This is a genomic window from Neogemmobacter tilapiae (genome assembly GCF_014652215.1).
Taxonomy (GTDB): domain Bacteria; phylum Pseudomonadota; class Alphaproteobacteria; order Rhodobacterales; family Rhodobacteraceae; genus Neogemmobacter; species Neogemmobacter tilapiae.
Map to the genome: position 1 here is coordinate 22,770 of NZ_BMYJ01000015.1, position 14,363 is coordinate 37,132.

16 protein-coding genes are annotated in these 14,363 nt (G+C 62.6%); all 16 read right to left on the minus strand.

Annotated features, from left to right (window positions below):
- Positions 1-154: 154 nt before the first annotated feature.
- Positions 155-679 carry a molybdopterin adenylyltransferase gene (gene mog, locus IE095_RS17575; protein WP_189413484.1) on the minus strand — a complete coding sequence of 175 codons (525 nt, stop codon included), beginning with the start codon at positions 677-679 and terminating at the stop codon, positions 155-157.
- Positions 676-1,179: a DUF2478 domain-containing protein gene (locus IE095_RS17580; protein WP_189413486.1), complete on the minus strand. Its 504-nt coding sequence runs from the start codon at positions 1,177-1,179 to the stop codon at positions 676-678. Before IE095_RS17580 ends, mog begins: the two co-directional genes overlap by 4 nt.
- A 32-nt stretch (positions 1,180-1,211) precedes the next feature.
- A complete protein-coding gene (locus IE095_RS17585) occupies positions 1,212-2,258 on the minus strand; it encodes an ABC transporter ATP-binding protein (protein ID WP_189413489.1) in 1,047 nt (348 codons plus the stop codon).
- Positions 2,258-3,049 (minus strand): ABC transporter permease, encoded by a 792-nt coding sequence (locus IE095_RS17590; RefSeq protein ID WP_229804912.1) that lies wholly within the window; start codon positions 3,047-3,049, stop codon positions 2,258-2,260. Before IE095_RS17590 ends, IE095_RS17585 begins: the two co-directional genes overlap by 1 nt.
- A complete protein-coding gene (locus IE095_RS17595) occupies positions 3,046-3,918 on the minus strand; it encodes an ABC transporter permease (protein WP_189413491.1) in 873 nt (290 codons plus the stop codon). The genes IE095_RS17590 and IE095_RS17595 overlap by 4 nt, the downstream gene beginning before the upstream one ends.
- A gap of 77 nt (positions 3,919-3,995) precedes the next feature.
- Entirely contained in the window at positions 3,996-5,090 is a 1,095-nt protein-coding gene (locus IE095_RS17600) for an ABC transporter substrate-binding protein (RefSeq protein WP_189413493.1), read from the minus strand.
- A 256-nt stretch (positions 5,091-5,346) separates the two neighbouring features.
- Positions 5,347-5,658: a type II toxin-antitoxin system RelE/ParE family toxin gene (locus IE095_RS17605; RefSeq protein WP_189413495.1), complete on the minus strand. Its 312-nt coding sequence runs from the start codon at positions 5,656-5,658 to the stop codon at positions 5,347-5,349.
- Between the two features lie 3 nt (positions 5,659-5,661).
- On the minus strand, positions 5,662-5,898 hold the full coding sequence (locus IE095_RS17610) for a ribbon-helix-helix domain-containing protein (RefSeq protein WP_189413497.1): 237 nt from the start codon (positions 5,896-5,898) through the stop codon (positions 5,662-5,664).
- 68 nt (positions 5,899-5,966) lie between these two features.
- Positions 5,967-7,361 (minus strand): aspartate aminotransferase family protein, encoded by a 1,395-nt coding sequence (locus IE095_RS17615; protein WP_189413499.1) that lies wholly within the window; start codon positions 7,359-7,361, stop codon positions 5,967-5,969.
- 142 nt (positions 7,362-7,503) lie between these two features.
- Positions 7,504-8,577 (minus strand): molybdenum ABC transporter ATP-binding protein, encoded by a 1,074-nt coding sequence (modC, locus tag IE095_RS17620; protein ID WP_189413501.1) that lies wholly within the window; start codon positions 8,575-8,577, stop codon positions 7,504-7,506.
- Positions 8,574-9,272, minus strand: coding sequence for a molybdate ABC transporter permease subunit (gene modB / locus IE095_RS17625; RefSeq protein ID WP_189413503.1), 699 nt, complete (start codon positions 9,270-9,272; stop codon positions 8,574-8,576). The genes modC and modB overlap by 4 nt, the downstream gene beginning before the upstream one ends.
- A gap of 9 nt (positions 9,273-9,281) precedes the next feature.
- Positions 9,282-10,010, minus strand: coding sequence for a molybdate ABC transporter substrate-binding protein (gene modA / locus IE095_RS17630; protein ID WP_189413505.1), 729 nt, complete (start codon positions 10,008-10,010; stop codon positions 9,282-9,284).
- Positions 10,011-10,068: 58 nt separating this feature from the next.
- The gene (locus IE095_RS17635; protein WP_229804914.1) at positions 10,069-10,428 is read right to left on the minus strand and encodes a winged helix-turn-helix domain-containing protein; all 360 of its coding nucleotides are present in this window, start codon (positions 10,426-10,428) and stop codon (positions 10,069-10,071) included.
- Complete coding sequence (locus tag IE095_RS17640; RefSeq protein WP_189413507.1) at positions 10,425-11,114, minus strand: sirohydrochlorin chelatase; 690 nt, start codon at positions 11,112-11,114, stop codon at positions 10,425-10,427. The genes IE095_RS17635 and IE095_RS17640 overlap by 4 nt, the downstream gene beginning before the upstream one ends.
- Before the next feature lie 38 nt (positions 11,115-11,152).
- Positions 11,153-13,180, minus strand: a complete 2,028-nt coding sequence (locus IE095_RS17645; protein WP_229804916.1) for a capsule polysaccharide biogenesis protein — start codon at positions 13,178-13,180, stop codon at positions 11,153-11,155.
- Positions 13,177-14,352, minus strand: coding sequence for a polysaccharide biosynthesis/export family protein (locus tag IE095_RS17650; protein WP_189413509.1), 1,176 nt, complete (start codon positions 14,350-14,352; stop codon positions 13,177-13,179). The genes IE095_RS17645 and IE095_RS17650 overlap by 4 nt, the downstream gene beginning before the upstream one ends.
- Positions 14,353-14,363 lie beyond the last annotated feature (11 nt).

Consider the following 14,363-nt stretch of genomic DNA (forward strand, 5'->3'; position numbering starts at 1 on the left):
CCGCCCCCCGTCCTTCGGACTCCCCCCGCGGTATTTATGGCAAGATGAATGGGCTTTCACATTGCCCATAAATACCTTGGGGGTGTGAGCGTCAGCGAACAGGGGGCAAAGCCCCCTTGAATGTCTAGGCTTGCGGCAAAGCCGCGCCGTTGCTTCACCCCGGACGGAAGGCTTTGCAGCGGGCGGGGTCGGTGTCGATACGCCCTGCCCCCATCAGATCCAGGCAATAGGGCACGGCGGGAAACACCGCGTTCAGGCAGGTGGCGATGGCACTGGGTTTGCCCGGCAGGGTGATGATCAGGCATTTGCCGCGCGTGCCTGCGCCTTGGCGCGACAGGATTGCCGTGGGCACTTCGCGCAAGCTGACGGCGCGCATCAGTTCGCCAAAGCCGGGAAAGTCGCGTTCGACCACATCGGCCATCGCCTCGGGCGTCTGGTCGCGGGGGGCGGGGCCGGTGCCACCTGAGGCGAGGATCAAGTCACAGCCCTGAACATCAGCCAGATCGCGGAGGGCTTGGGCTACCTCGGCCCGGCCATCGGGCGTGATCTGGCGCAGAATTTCGATGGGGGAAGTTATCGCCCAGCGCAGCCATTCCTCCATCGCGGGGCCGGATTTGTCGGCATATTCCCCCCGCGCCGCGCGATCAGAAATGGTCAGGACGGCGATCTTGGCGGTCATGGGATCATCCTTTCGGCCAGCCAATCGGTCAGCACCACGGGGTCGGCGGGCAGTTCGGCGGCCATCTCGCCCGCGAACTCCTGAAAGGCCACCGCGTTCCGGGCATTGACCCCCAGCAGCACCGGCAGCCCATCGGCCAAGGCCTGCCCGATCAGCGTGCGGAAACCCCGCCCCTCGGCCTCATGCTTGCCGAATTTGTTCAGGATCAGGGCCCGTGCCCCTGCCATCCGCTGGGACACCTGTTCCACCGCCTGTTCCAAGGCCCCGGCATCGAGCTTGCAGCCTTTGGATTCTGGCCCCAGATTTTGGCTGATGCGGATCACGGGGCCGTCGGGCAGGATCGCCAGATCCATGTCGCAGCCGGGGGCTGTCTCGCAATCCTGATTGCTTTGCACGGCGGCCACCACGGCCCGCCCCTCGGCCAGAAGGCGATGGGCCAGAGCCGTCAGCAGAAGATCGGTTTCGCCCCGTTCAGGCGTCATCACATAGGCCAGCATCATGGCGCGACCCTAGGGGCAAGCACCGCGCAAGGTCAATCCGCCAGAACGATCAGATCCCGCGCAGCAAAGGTCACCTGCGTTTCATCCCCTGCCTTTGGCGGTGGGGCGTCGGGCCGGTTGAAGGTGTCAAGCGAGAATTTGGTGCCCATCGCCGTCAGGTCCACCCGAATGACCGACCCCATGAACTCCACGCCCGTCACCGTCGCGGGAAGCACCACATCGCGGCCATGGCCCAGATGCAGCCCTTCGGGCCGCAGGGCCAAGGTCAGTTTGCCGCCGGGGGCCTGATTGTGGCCTTCGGGCAAAAGCACCGTCGCATCGCCGATTTTCGCGGTGCCTGTGGGGCCCGCCACCGCCTCGATCAGGTTCAGGGTGCCGACAAAGCCCGCGACAAAGCGGGTGGTCGGGCGGTTGTAGATTTCAAAGGGCGTTCCCACCTGATCGGCGATGCCGCCGTTCATCACGACGATGCGGTCACTGATCGACAGGGCCTCTTCCTGATCATGGGTCACGAAGACGGTGGTAATGCCCAGTTCTCGCTGAATCTCGCGGATTTCGGCCCGCAGCGAGACGCGGATTTTCGCATCCAGCGCCGAAAGCGGCTCGTCCAGCAGCAGAACGCGGGGGCGGGGGGCCAAGGCGCGGGCCAAGGCGACCCTTTGTTGCTGACCGCCAGAAAGCTGGAACGGGTAGGACGGCCCCTTGTCGGGCAGGCCGATGAGGCGCAGCATTTCGGTGACGCGCTTGTCGATTTCCGCCCGTGCCACACCGGCGACTTTCAGACCAAAGCCGACGTTCTGGGCGACGGTCAGGTTGGGGAACAGGGCATAGGCCTGAAACACCATGCCGATGTTGCGCTGGTTGGGGCGCAGGTTGGTCACATCCTGCCCGTCGATCAGGATTTTCCCGGCGGTTGGGGTTTCAAAGCCTGCGACCATCCGCAGAACGGTGGTCTTGCCGCAGCCCGAAGGACCAAGGAAGGAAACGAATTCGCCCTTTTCCACGGGCAGCGAGAAATCCTTGACGACGCGGTTGTTGCCAAAGGATTTCTCCAGATGGGAAAGATCAAGAAAAGCCATCAGGATGCTGCTTTCGTATGTTTGGAAAAACGGGTGACAAGTTGGATCAGGCCCATGCAGGCCCATGTGATGCCGAAGGCGATCACTGACAGGGCGAAAGGCTCATAGGGTTTGTTCGCACCGATGCGCTGGAGATAGGGGCCAAAGGCCGGACGGTCCAAGAGCGCCGCAAGTGTGAATTCGCCGATGACGATGGCAAAGGTCAGGAAAGCGCCGGACAGAACAGCGACCAGCACATTCGGCAGGATGATCTTGCCCAGAATGGTGAACCAGCCGGCCCCTAGGGATTGGGCGGCTTCGGTCAGGGTGCCCACGTCGATGGTGCGCAGGCCGGTGTCGACGGCGCGATACATATAGGGCAGGGCCAGCACGGTATAGCCCATGGCCAGCAGGATGTTGGTGCCCAAGATCGTGCCGGTCAGCGGCAGAAAGCTGGAGGTGTTGTAAAGGCGGATATAGCCGAAGACGATGACGATAGCGGGAATGACCAAGGGCAGGAGGGTGATGAATTCGACGTAAGGCCGCGCCCAAGGCATTTTCAGGCGGACCCAAAAGGCCGTCGGCACGACGATCAGCACGCCGATGATGATGGTGACCAAGGCCATCATCACGGAATAGGCAAAGGTCGCCTGAAATTCGGGGTCGCCGATGACCTTGGCATAGGCGTCCAGCGAATAGACGCCGCGCCGTGCTTTCAGCGAAAATTCGAACAGGCCCAGCAGGGGCAGAAGAAAATAACCCAGACCGAACAGCAGAACCATCCAGCCGGTGATGCGGGTCCAAAGGCTCATTTCAACCACCGTTCGGCGCGGATGCGCAGCCAGATATACAGGACGTTGGCGACCGCCGTGACCATGATCATGCCAAAGGCCATGGCATAGCCCAAGTTCGGGTTGCCCAGCACGTCACCGCGGATTTGCGCGAAGAGTTGGATCGGCACGATGTTCAGGGCCGAACCCGTCAGCGCCATCGCGGTGGCAACCGCGCCGAAGGCATTGGCGAAGAGCAGGGCAAAAGTGCCAAGGATCGAGGGGAACAGGATGGGCAGGGCAATCATGCGCCAGTACTGCGCGCCCGTGGCGCCCAGCACCATCGCCGCCTCACGCCATTCGCGTTTTAACCCCTCTAGCGCGGGGGTGATGATCAGGATCATCAGCGGGATCTGAAAGAACAGATAAGTGACGGTCAGGCCCCAGAAAGACAGGATGTTGAACCCCAGATCGCGCGACAGAACGATTCCGAAATTGTTGCGCAGGAACAGGGTGACCAGACCCACGGGGCCAAAGGTCGCCAGAAAGGCAAAGGCGAGCGGCACGCCCGCAAAGTTTGAGGCGACGCCGGAAAAGGTCATCAGCGGTGCCTTGATCCAGCGCGGCACCGCGCCAAAGATCACCGCCGCGGCCATACCAAAACCCACCAGACAGCCCAGTGCGGCCGAGGCGGCGCTGATCTTGACCGAAATCCAATAGGAGGAAGGGATCGTGCCGGTGTTCAGATCACGCAGGTTTTGCAGGGTGAAAGCCCCCGTCCGGTCCTGAAAGGCCCCGATGACGATATGGGCCGTCGGCAGGATCAGAAACAGGGTGACAAAGATGATAAAGGGCAAAAGCCCGACCCATGTCAGCGGCAGCCGCCTTCTGGCGGGGGGCGCATTGCTCATCCTTTGGTTCCCTGTCGTTTTTTATGGTTTGGCCCGGTCCCGAAAGTCGGGGCCGGGCCTTTGAGTTTTAGCCCGGATTATTGGACGTTGGCGCCCACAACGGCATCCCAGCCACCGGTCACCGCCGCCTTGTTAGCTTCCACTTCTTCCAGCGTCGGGAAGTAAGCCGCCTCATAGGCCGCAGCCGGAGGAAGCGCGTCGATCAACTCTTGCGGAACTTTGCCAGCTGCAACCATCGCGTTGAACCGCACCGGGTGGCAGTAGCCTTTCAGCCAAAGGTTCTGACCTTCGTCCGAATACAGATATTCCATCCAGAGTTTCGCTGCGTTCGGGTGCGGTGCATAGGCGCTGATGCCCTGCACATAGACGCCGGCCAGAACGCCGGATTTCGGGACGACGATTTCGACGGGCGGGTTGCCAGCAAGATCTTTCTGCCATTGCAGCGCATTGTAGTCCCAAGTCACGAGGATCGGGGTCGAGCCTTGAGCAACAGTTCCGGCCTTGCCGATAACTGGCACAAAGTTGCCGACTTTATTCAGTTCTGCAAAGAACTCCAGACCAGCTTTGCCAGCCTCTTCACCAGATTTTGCGCCTTTGGAAAGACCGGCTGCCAGAACGGAGGTGATGGCTTGGTTCGATGAGCGCGGATCACCAGCAAGTGCCACTTGGCCCGCATATTCTGGTTTCAGCAGATCAGCCCAGTCGGCAGGATTGTTAGCAACCAGATCCTTGTTGATCATGAAGGACATGACGCCATAATAGTCGCCATACCAGTATCCGTCCGCATCTTTGAGGTCTGCCGGGATTTCGTCCCAAGTCGAAACCTTGTAGGGTTGCAGCAGACCTTCGGCCTTCATCGACGGACCAAAGGACAGCCCCACATCGACAACGTCCGGTGCCTGCGGGCCCTTGTTGTCCTTGTTCGCCTTGATTGCTTCGACTTCATCGGCCGAGCCCGCGTCGGGATTCAGTTCGTTGACTTGGATTTCCGGGTATTTCGCCTTGAACCCGTCGATCACCGCGCCATAGCCGCACCAGCTGTGCGGTAGGGCAATCGTCGTCAGCATCCCTTCGGCTTTCGCTGCCGCTTCGATTTCTTCCAGCGACTGCGCGAAAACCGGCGTCGTAAAGGCCAGCAGCGTAACCGCTGCCGTCATTGTCTTGAAAGTCATGTTCATCTCCCCATGGGCTTATCGACGGTCTTCTCTAGACCGCCTTTGTGACAGTTTGGTGTAACCGCCCTGAGGTGATGTAAGCGCGAAAATTCCTTTGTCGCAACCGAGTCGTTACATAGCTGTTACGTTTTCTTCACAAAGCGCACCGCAGAACGAAAATTTTCGGCATCGAAACGAAAAAGCAGCGCGATTGCGCCGCTTCGTTTGCGATTTGCGACAGGGGCCTTTGGGGCTCAAGAAAGCGCCCATCGGCTTACGCCCCAAAATCTTCACGCAATCGACCCATCTGGTGCATTCGTGCATGAAGAATGGTCACAACACCAATGCTACCGCCAGACAACCGCCGCCAATAAACAAAGTGCTGTTCATATCGAAAGAAAAAGCCATCGATCCCATATTCGGCAGGAACCGGGCGTGACAGGATGGCGTGACTTTCGATCTGATCGAAAGAATCAAACAAACCTGTCACAAAGCGTACCGCCTGCGCCTCACCCCACTGATCGCGCGTGTAGAGATAGATTTCATCCAACCGCCGCCCAGCCGCCTCAAGGATCAGGACTGCCAAAACTCAGCCCCGATTGCGCGCGATGACTTCGGCGGCGGTCAGCGGTTTGTAAGCGGATTCAGGGGCAGAAAACGCCATCTGCAATTCAGCTTTCAGCCGTTCGAAGGCGACTTGTTCCGCCCGCTCTTTGTCGCGCCGGATCAGGTCGCGCACATATTCGCTGATGTTTTCAAACGCACCATCGGGACCGACATTGCTGGCCACGAATTCGCTCAGGGCTCCGCTGACGCGGACAGTCATAGTCGTGCTGGACACTGGAAACCTCGCGCTGTCTTCATTCTGCACAATAATGAAGACAGCGCGAAAAATCAAGCCGACACAAACAGCCCATCCGCCTTCAACCCGGCATAGCATTCATCCAACGACTTCCAGGCCCGTTCCATCAGCACGTCAATCTCGGCCGGAGTAATCACCAAGGGCGGGGCGATGATCATCCGGTCGCCGACATGCCGCATGATCAGGTCATTGGCAAAGCAACGTTCGCGGCAGCGGAAGCCCACCTTGCCCTCTTCGCCGGCAAACTTGGCCCGCGTCGCCTTATCTGGCGTCAGGGCGATGGAGCCCATCAGGCCGACCAGTTTCGCCTCACCCACCATCGGGTGATCGGTCAGGGCATTCCAGCGTTCGGCCAGATAGGGATGCGCCACGTCGCGCACATGGTCGATGATCTTTTCTTCCTCAAGAATGCGCAGGTTTTCCAAGGCCACCGCCGCCGCCACCGGATGGCCGGAATAGGTATAGCCGTGGTTGAAATCGCCTGCCTCGCCCACCGTTTTCGCAATCTCGTCGCAGACGATGCTGCCGCCGATGGGCGCATAGCCCGAGGACAGGCCCTTGGCGATGGTCATGATATGCGGCTTGATGCCGAAGGTTTGCGAGCCGAACCAGTTGCCGGTCCGCCCAAAACCCGTGATCACCTCATCCGCGATCAGCAGGATGCCGTATTTGTCCACGATCCGCTGGATTTCCGGCCAATAGGTGCTGGGCGGCACGATCACCCCCCCGGCCCCCTGAATCGGTTCGCCGATAAAGGCCGCGACGTTTTCGACGCCCAGTTCCAGAATCTTCGCCTCAAGCTCTTGTGCCCGCATCAGACCGAAAGCCTCGGGCGTCATTTCGCCGCCTTCGGCCCACCAATGCGGCTGGCCGATGTGTTCGATGCCGTCGATCTTGCCGCCATGGGCGTGGATATAGGTCATGCCCCCCAAGGAACCGCCGCCCATGGTCGAGCCGTGATAGCCGTTCTTGCGGGCGATGATGATCCGTTTCTGCGGCTGTTCCTTGATCTGCCAATAGCGCCGCACCAGGCGGATGTTCGTGTCATTCGCTTCCGATCCCGAGCCTGCAAAGAACACATGGTTCAGATCACCCGGCGCCAGTTCCGCCAGCTTGGCCGCAAGGGCAATGGCCGGCACATGCGTCGTCTGGAAAAAGGTGTTGTAATAGGCCAGCTCTTCCATCTGCCGCGCGGCCACCACGCCCAGCTCTGAACGGCCATAGCCGATGTTCACGCACCAAAGCCCCGCCATGCCGTCGATGATCTTGTGGCCTTCGCTGTCGGTCAGCCAGACGCCCTTGCCCTGCGTCATCACGCGCGCGCCCTTTTTCGCCAGCGCCGCCCCCGCGGTGAACGGATGCATATGGTGCGCCGCATCCAGCGCCTGAAGTTCCGCCGTTGGCAAATGGTTGGTGATCTTGTTCATTGCAAACACTCCTTGGCGCGCACCGCCGCTTTGGCCCAGCATATCCGGTGGTGGCGTGCCTTGCAAGAATTTGATCAAATTATTCGAGCCCTTTGTCATGCTGACATCCGGGACAGCAAACCCATGCCATGATGCCCCAGCCCTAGGCGCTGACGGACAAGGATTTCAGAATGGCAAAGCAGGGCATGCCTGGCTCTAGCGTCAAGGCCGCGGCGGACCTTGCTGTCAAACGGCACAAGATCAGGCTTTCGCCGAGTTGCAGTTGGACCATGCCCCCCGGCCCGTCGCCGCGCCGAAGGCGGGTGACGGTGGTGGGCAGGATGTTCAGGGCGGACAGCCCCTCGGGTCGGTCGCGGGACAGGATGACATCTTGGGCGGCGATACGCAGACGCACCGATGCGCCTATGGGGGCTGCAAGGCGTGGCAGAAGGATGGGGCCTGCGCCGGGCAGCAGCGCCTCGGTCAACCCGTCGGCATGATGGGCGGTGATGCGGGCGGTGACGACAGCGCCCGCTTGCCGTAAGCCAAGGGCGGGGGCCAGGTCGGGGTCGGCCAGCAGGGTTTCCAAGGGGCCAGCGGCGCGGATCTGGCCTTGATCGACAAGGATGAGGGTGTTGGCGAGACGGGCCACCTCGTCCAGGGCATGGCTGATGTAGAGCATGGGCAGATGGGATTCGTCGCGGAGGCGTTCGAGATAGGGCAGGATGTCGTGCTTGCGGGCCTGATCGAGGGCGGAAAGCGGTTCATCGAGGATCAGCATCTGGGGGCCGGACAGCAGGGCGCGGCCGATGGCGACCCTTTGGCGTTCGCCGCCCGAAAGGCCGGCGGGGCGGCGGGCCAGCAGGGGGGTGATGTCGAGCAATCGGGCGATGGCGTCAAGGCCGGGGCGGGGGGCGCTGCCTTGGGCAAAGCGTTGGCCGTAGGTGAGGTTCTGCGCGACCGTCAGATGGGGGAACAAGCGTCCGTCCTGAAAGACAAGGCCCAGACGGCGCTGATGGGGGGGCAGGTTCAGATGGGCCTTGGTGTCGGTCAGGAGGCGGCCCGAAAGGGTAATGCGGGCCTGATCGGGGTGAAACAGGCCTGCGATGGCATGGGCAAGGGTGGTCTTGCCGCTGCCGGAACGGCCAAAAAGCGCGGTGACGCCTTGGGGGGCCTCAAACGCCATGTCGAGATTGAGGCCGGGAAAGTGGTGTTGAAGATGGACAGACAGGGTCATCGGCCAGCAATCCTGCGGGCGACGGCGCGGGAGGCCCATTCTGACAGCAGGAGGGCGGTCATGGCGACGGCGATGGCGATGAGGACAAGGCGCAAAGCCTGAGGTTCGCCACCGGGCACTTGCAGAAAGGTGTAGATGGCCGAGGGGAGGGTTTGGGTCTGGCCGGGGATGTTGGAGACAAAGGTGATGGTCGCGCCAAATTCGCCCATCGCCTTGGCAAAAGCGAGGATGGCCCCGGCCAGAATGCCGGGCAGGATGAGCGGCAGGGTGACGGTGGCAAAGACCTGCAAGGGTGGTGCGCCCAAGGTTCCGGCGGCCTGTTCCAGCCTTGGATCGACCGCCTCAACCGCGAGCCGGATGGCGCGGACCATAAGGGGGAAGGCCATGACGGCGGCGGCAAGGGCGGCCCCCGTCCAGTGGAAGGCAAAGGTGATGCCGAACCATTGGTCGAGAAATTGACCCACAGCGCCGCGCTTGCCAAAGGTCAAAAGCAAAAGATAGCCGGTGACGACGGGGGGCAGGATGAGGGGCAGGTGGACCAGCCCGTTCAACAGCTGTTTGCCGCGAAAATCCCAACGGGCCAGCGCATAGGCGACAAAGATACCCAAGGGCAGGCTGGCCAGCACCGCCCAAAGCGACACGCGCAGGGAAAGGGCCAAGGCGCGTCCTTCTTCGGGGGAAAGCCAGTCGGGCATTGCGGCCTTTCAGTTCAGGTCATGAAAGCCCTGCGTGGTAAATATGGCATCGGCCTTGTCGGAAGACAACGCTTTGTAAAAGGCCTGATCGGCGGCATCCGTGGCACCAGTCAGCAGGGCGGCCGGATAGGTGATGGCGGGGTGGGCGCTTTCCGGAAAGGTGGCGACGACGGTGACATTGTCATCGGCATGGGCGTCGGTGGCATAGACGATGCCGAAAGGGGCCTCTCCGGTGGAGACCAGCGCAAGGGCGGCGCGGACATTGTCGGATTGGGCGACGGATGGGGCGACAGTTTCCCAAAGGCCAAGGGATTCCAAGGCGGCCTTGCCATATTGGCCTGCGGGCACCGAATCGACGAGGGCCATGGCGAGTTTTTCATCGCCCAAGCTTGCGGCAAGATCGGTCAGGGCGAGGGGGGGGACATCTTTGCCATGGGCGATGAGGACAAGGGAATTGCCCCAAAGATCGGCGCGGGTGGTCACAAGGCCCGCCTTTTCCACCTCGTCCATCCAGTTGACGGCGGCGGAAAGGAAAATATCGGCGGGGGCCCCTTGGATGATCTGCTGGGCGAGTTGATTGGAGCCAGCATAGCTGATCGTGACGGTGTGGCTGGTTTCGGCCTGAAAATCCGCCGCCACGGCATCGAGCGCGGTTTTCAGCGAGGCGGCGGCGAAGACGACCACTTCTTCGGCTTGGGCGGGGGTGGCCAGGAGAAGGGTGAGCAGAAGGGCGCGCATGTTACCTCTCGATATGTTTTGCAAAGTATATCGGCGGGCGGCGTGCGGCTGGCAAGCGTTATTTTTTGTGGCGTATATCGAGACTGGTTTGCAGCAGCGCCTTGAGTGCTGCAATTTCGGGGGCGGCGGCTTGCAGGGCTTTGTCTTCGACGCTGCGGTAGAGGCGCAGCACCTCGGCCCCGGTTTCGGTGAGTTGCGCGCCGCCGCCCTTGGTGCCGCCCCGCGCGCTGAGAACAAGGGGGGCTGCAAAGGCGTGGTTCATTTCCTCGACCAAGGCCCAGGCGCGGCTGTAGCTCATGCCCATCTGGCGGCCTGCGGCCGAGATGGAGCCGGTGTCGCGGATATGGCCCAGCAGTTCGGCCTTGCCGGGGCCGAGCATGGCCCCATCGAACAGCAGGCGCAGTTTGAGCGTGGTCATGGCTGGCCCCCGGTTTGAAGGGCGCGGGCGATGAGGGCGGGCACATCGGGATGCGCGCCGATGGGGGGCAAGAGCGGGCCGGGGAAGGCGGCCTGTTCCAAGGCCTCGGGGATGTCGTCGATGACATGCCCGGCGCTGGTGGCAAAGCAGGGCAGGCAGAGGGCGGGGCCGACGACGCGGGCGGTGTGGTGGAGGAAGGGTTCTTCTTCGACATAGCCCGTCAGCACAGCGGCGAAACCGGCGGATTGCCGCAGTTTGGCGGCGATGGATTCAGTGATGGTGGCTGAGGCGCGGGAAACTTGGCTGCCATGGGCGGCAAGGATCAGGGTGGTTTCGGCGGGGTTTGTCACAGCCGCTTGGGCGGCCTTGGTCAGCAGGGCGGGCAGGGCGGGATCATGGCCAAAGGCGGGAAGCTGGATGAGGTCGGTCCGGCCCGCGGCAGCAAGGCGTTTGGGCAGGGTGGTGCGGGTGAACCAGCCTTCGGCCATGAAGAAGGGATAGATCAGCGGGTTGGCCATATCGGCCAGCGCCGTTTCCAAGGCACCGGGGGTGGCTAGGGTGGTGCCCTTGACCGTCCAGCCGGGCAGCAGGGCCGCGACCTTGGCGGCCAAGGCCTGAAGGGCGGCCTCTTGCGGGGCGGGATCGGCGGGGGAGCCGTGGGCGATGATCAGGGCTTGGTGTGTCATGCGGCAAGGATAGCGTTCCGGGCCGGAAAGGGCAGGGGTCAGCGGAACATTTTCCGCAGGGCATAAAGCCCACGCCGGATGCGCCCCGGCTGGGGCAGGGGGCCGTGGGTCAGGCGGTCGATGATCACCTCGGCCGGGCAGGGCAGGCCTGTCACCGGATCGCGGTAGCGTGGCGCGCGGATCATCGCGGCATGGACCAGCGCGGCGAGATCGGGCCGGGGTTGCGGGCTGCCATCCGGGCGCTGGCGGCGGATCAGCGGCACGGGGCCAAGGTCGGTCGTCAGGCCCCAGCCGGCATAGAAGGGCGCGCCCAGACAGGTGACGGGCTTGCCGCGGATCAAAGCCTCGAACCCCAGAAGCGAGGTGAGGGTCCAGACCTCATCCACCGCCATAATCAGCGCCAGCGGGTCGGCGTTTGCGGCCACCACATCGGCCAACCCCGCCAGATCGGCGGGGGCGATGCCGCCTTGGCGCAGGCCCGCCTCGACATCGGGATGGGGTTTCCAGATCAGACAGGCGTCGGGCCGTTCGGCCCGCGCGCGGCGCAGCAGGTCGAGGTTGGTTTGCGGCTGGCCATCGGCAAAGCCGTAAAGGAGGCCCGCATCATCGGCCACCTGACCCACGACCAGAACCTTGTGCCCAGCGGGCAGGGCGGGCAGGTCGCCGCCCAGATTGTATTTGTTCACATGGCCCTGCCGCAGCAGGCGCATCAGGTTTTCCGCCCGCCGCCGTGCGGTGGGGTTCAGGGTTTCGGAAAGCAGGGTCTTTTCGATCAGGCTGGGCTGTTGGGCGTTGAAATAGGGGCCTTCCGGGTCGGTCATCAGGGAAAGCGCGGGCAAAAGCTCGGCCCCCAAGCCGCGCGAGCGGAGGAAACCATCCTCCACCCGCAGGCGGGGCCTGTCTTCCAGACCGGGGGGCACGGGCGTTATGCCCCACAAGAGCAAGGGTTTTTCGGGATAGGTCAGGGCCTTTTCCACATTCGGGGGAAAAAGCACCGATTTTTCCCCCCCAAAGAATTGCCGTGTCCAGCCGTTTTTCCAGCGGCGAAAGCCGATCACCAGATGGCCGTGGCGATCTTCGCGGAAAGCCCGCACTTCGGCCTCAAGCTGGTCGAGCGCCTGTTCAAAGCTGCAAGGGCGGTTCAGGCAGGGATCGTGCCAGGATGGGGCAAGGATCATGGCCCCTGCGAAAAGCTGCACCTTGGAGAGGTTTCGGCCCCGGCGGGTGGGGGGATGTTCATCGGCGGTCAGCCCCCAACCGGCATAGAAGGGCTGGCCAAAGACGCGAGGGCGGTGGCCGGCCAAGATCGCCTCGAACCCCATCAGCGAGGACAGGGTGTAGACGGCGATGGCCCCGTCGAGCAGCGCATGGGGCGAGACGGGTTCGGTTAAAAGGCTGATGCGCCCCTTGATCAGATCGCCGCCGAAATGGCCCTTGCGCAGGCCAAGGGCGGTTTCGGGATGGGCCTTGATGAGGATGCGGGCGTTGGGATGTTCGTCCATCGCGGCGAAGAGCATCTGCCCGAAACGCGCGGCATCGGCCCCGCCATGGATGATCGAGGCATCGCCCGCCGTCTGGTCGATGATCAGGACATAACCGGGGGGCGGTGGCGGGTGATGGGGGTCGTGCAGGTTGTATTTCGACAAATCCATCGCGCGCAGGCGGGCTATTCCATCGCGGGCGCGTTGTAAAAGGACAGCATCGTCCAGCGGGTCGCGCTTGAGGATCTGTTCCAGCATCGAGGGGGCAGAACTGTCGTAATGCACCCCCAGCGGATCAATCAGCAGGCCGAGCGGTGCGCGCTTGGTCTGACGACCGGGGCGGATGCCGCGCAGAAACGCCTCTTCCACGCGGATCAGGGGGGCGGCATGGCGCTTGGCCATCGCCTCACCCCGATGGGCATAGGGGCCACGGCCCCAGACGACGACACCATCGTCCGGCCCCGGTCGCCCGAGATGCAGGGAGTGACCCGCCCCGCGCAGGATGTCGCGCAGGCCGGGATCGCGCCAGAAGCCAAGGGAATAGGCAAACAGCCGCCCCGGTATCGCGGGCGGCTGTTGGATCAATTGGTTCCGTTCGCGGCGTCGGCCAAAGTGTTGACCGAATTGGCCGTGCCAGTGATCGCGTTGATGGTTTTCTGCCACTGCACGAAGGGCGCTTCGGTGACATAGACCGTGTCGCCATCCCGGATCTGGAATTCCCGCGCCTCAAAAATGCCGACGGGTTGGGTCAGGTCGAGGATATAGATCATCCGCTGATCGCCATACAGATCGGTCCGTCCCAGAACCTGACGCGCGACACCTTCCTTTTCGTTGCGGAAGATGAAGATGCCCTTGGGATCCGCCAAAGCCGAGGACAAGCCGCCAACGGTGGCCAGCGCCTCAATCGCAGTGAGCGTGGGGGTTTCGAACTGGACGAATTGTTGCGCACCGGTGGCCCCGAGCGCGGTGTAGGAACGCCGGTCCCGTTCGACGACGATCACGTCGCCGCTGCGCAGTGGGATATCCAGATCGGGGTTGTCGTAAAGATCTTGCATCCAGACCGAACCCTGCTTGGCCCCGCGCGTGACCCGAACAATCGCCGTTGCCGGTTCAATGGCCACGCCGCCGGCTTTGGCCAGCATCGCGGCCAGCGTCCGTGTCGGCAATTCGATCGGGAAGACGCCCTGGCCGCCGACAGCGCCTGAAACGGTGACGGTGGCCCCATCGCCCGCCTTGCGCGCAACGTTCACCTGCGGATCGGGGGTTTGGGTTTCCAGTTTGCGGGTGATCAACTGGCGCAGGCCTTCCGGGGTCTGCCCGGCAGCTTTGATGCGGCCAGCATAGGGCACGAAGATATAGCCCTGACCATCGACGATCAGCTGCTGCAACTGGGAAACGCGCTGACCGGTGTTGCCCAAAAGTGGGTCGTCCCGCACGTTTTCATAGATTGTCAGCCCCAGCACATCGCCGGGCGAAATCATGTCTGATCCGACGAGGCCCGCATTGCGGAAATCCGAGCTGAAACCCTGAAGACTGTCGGTATTGGCAATTCGTGTGACACGCGAATCGACCGGAACGATGAGGGCGTCACCCTCTTTCAGGACGGAGCCGGAAATAATCTCGCTGCGATTCGGCCCAGAGCGGGGCAGACCGCAGGCGGTAACAGACAGCACCAGCGAAGAAAGGGCCAGAAACTGGATGGCCCTGCGCGTCGAACGTGTCACTCTGCGGTTCCTCTTGCCGGGATTACCTGTCATTGGCGGAAAGG

Excerpts from the sequence above, each read along its gene's own strand:
- modC (WP_189413501.1), bottom strand. The coding sequence starts at position 8,577 with ATGACCCTGTCTGTCCATCTTCAACACCACTTTCCCGGCCTCAATCTC.
- IE095_RS17600 (WP_189413493.1), bottom strand. The coding sequence starts at position 5,090 with ATGACTTTCAAGACAATGACGGCAGCGGTTACGCTGCTGGCCTTTACG.
- IE095_RS17610 (WP_189413497.1), bottom strand. The coding sequence starts at position 5,898 with ATGACTGTCCGCGTCAGCGGAGCCCTGAGCGAATTCGTGGCCAGCAAT.
- IE095_RS17595 (WP_189413491.1), bottom strand. The coding sequence starts at position 3,918 with ATGAGCAATGCGCCCCCCGCCAGAAGGCGGCTGCCGCTGACATGGGTC.
- mog (WP_189413484.1), bottom strand. The coding sequence starts at position 679 with ATGACCGCCAAGATCGCCGTCCTGACCATTTCTGATCGCGCGGCGCGG.
- modA (WP_189413505.1), bottom strand. The coding sequence starts at position 10,010 with ATGCGCGCCCTTCTGCTCACCCTTCTCCTGGCCACCCCCGCCCAAGCC.
- IE095_RS17640 (WP_189413507.1), bottom strand. The coding sequence starts at position 11,114 with ATGACACACCAAGCCCTGATCATCGCCCACGGCTCCCCCGCCGATCCC.
- modB (WP_189413503.1), bottom strand. The coding sequence starts at position 9,272 with ATGCCCGACTGGCTTTCCCCCGAAGAAGGACGCGCCTTGGCCCTTTCC.
- IE095_RS17590 (WP_229804912.1), bottom strand. The coding sequence starts at position 3,049 with ATGAGCCTTTGGACCCGCATCACCGGCTGGATGGTTCTGCTGTTCGGT.
- IE095_RS17580 (WP_189413486.1), bottom strand. The coding sequence starts at position 1,179 with ATGATGCTGGCCTATGTGATGACGCCTGAACGGGGCGAAACCGATCTT.
- IE095_RS17635 (WP_229804914.1), bottom strand. The coding sequence starts at position 10,428 with ATGACCACGCTCAAACTGCGCCTGCTGTTCGATGGGGCCATGCTCGGC.
- IE095_RS17585 (WP_189413489.1), bottom strand. The coding sequence starts at position 2,258 with ATGGCTTTTCTTGATCTTTCCCATCTGGAGAAATCCTTTGGCAACAAC.
- IE095_RS17650 (WP_189413509.1), bottom strand. The coding sequence starts at position 14,352 with ATGACAGGTAATCCCGGCAAGAGGAACCGCAGAGTGACACGTTCGACG.
- IE095_RS17615 (WP_189413499.1), bottom strand. The coding sequence starts at position 7,361 with ATGAACAAGATCACCAACCATTTGCCAACGGCGGAACTTCAGGCGCTG.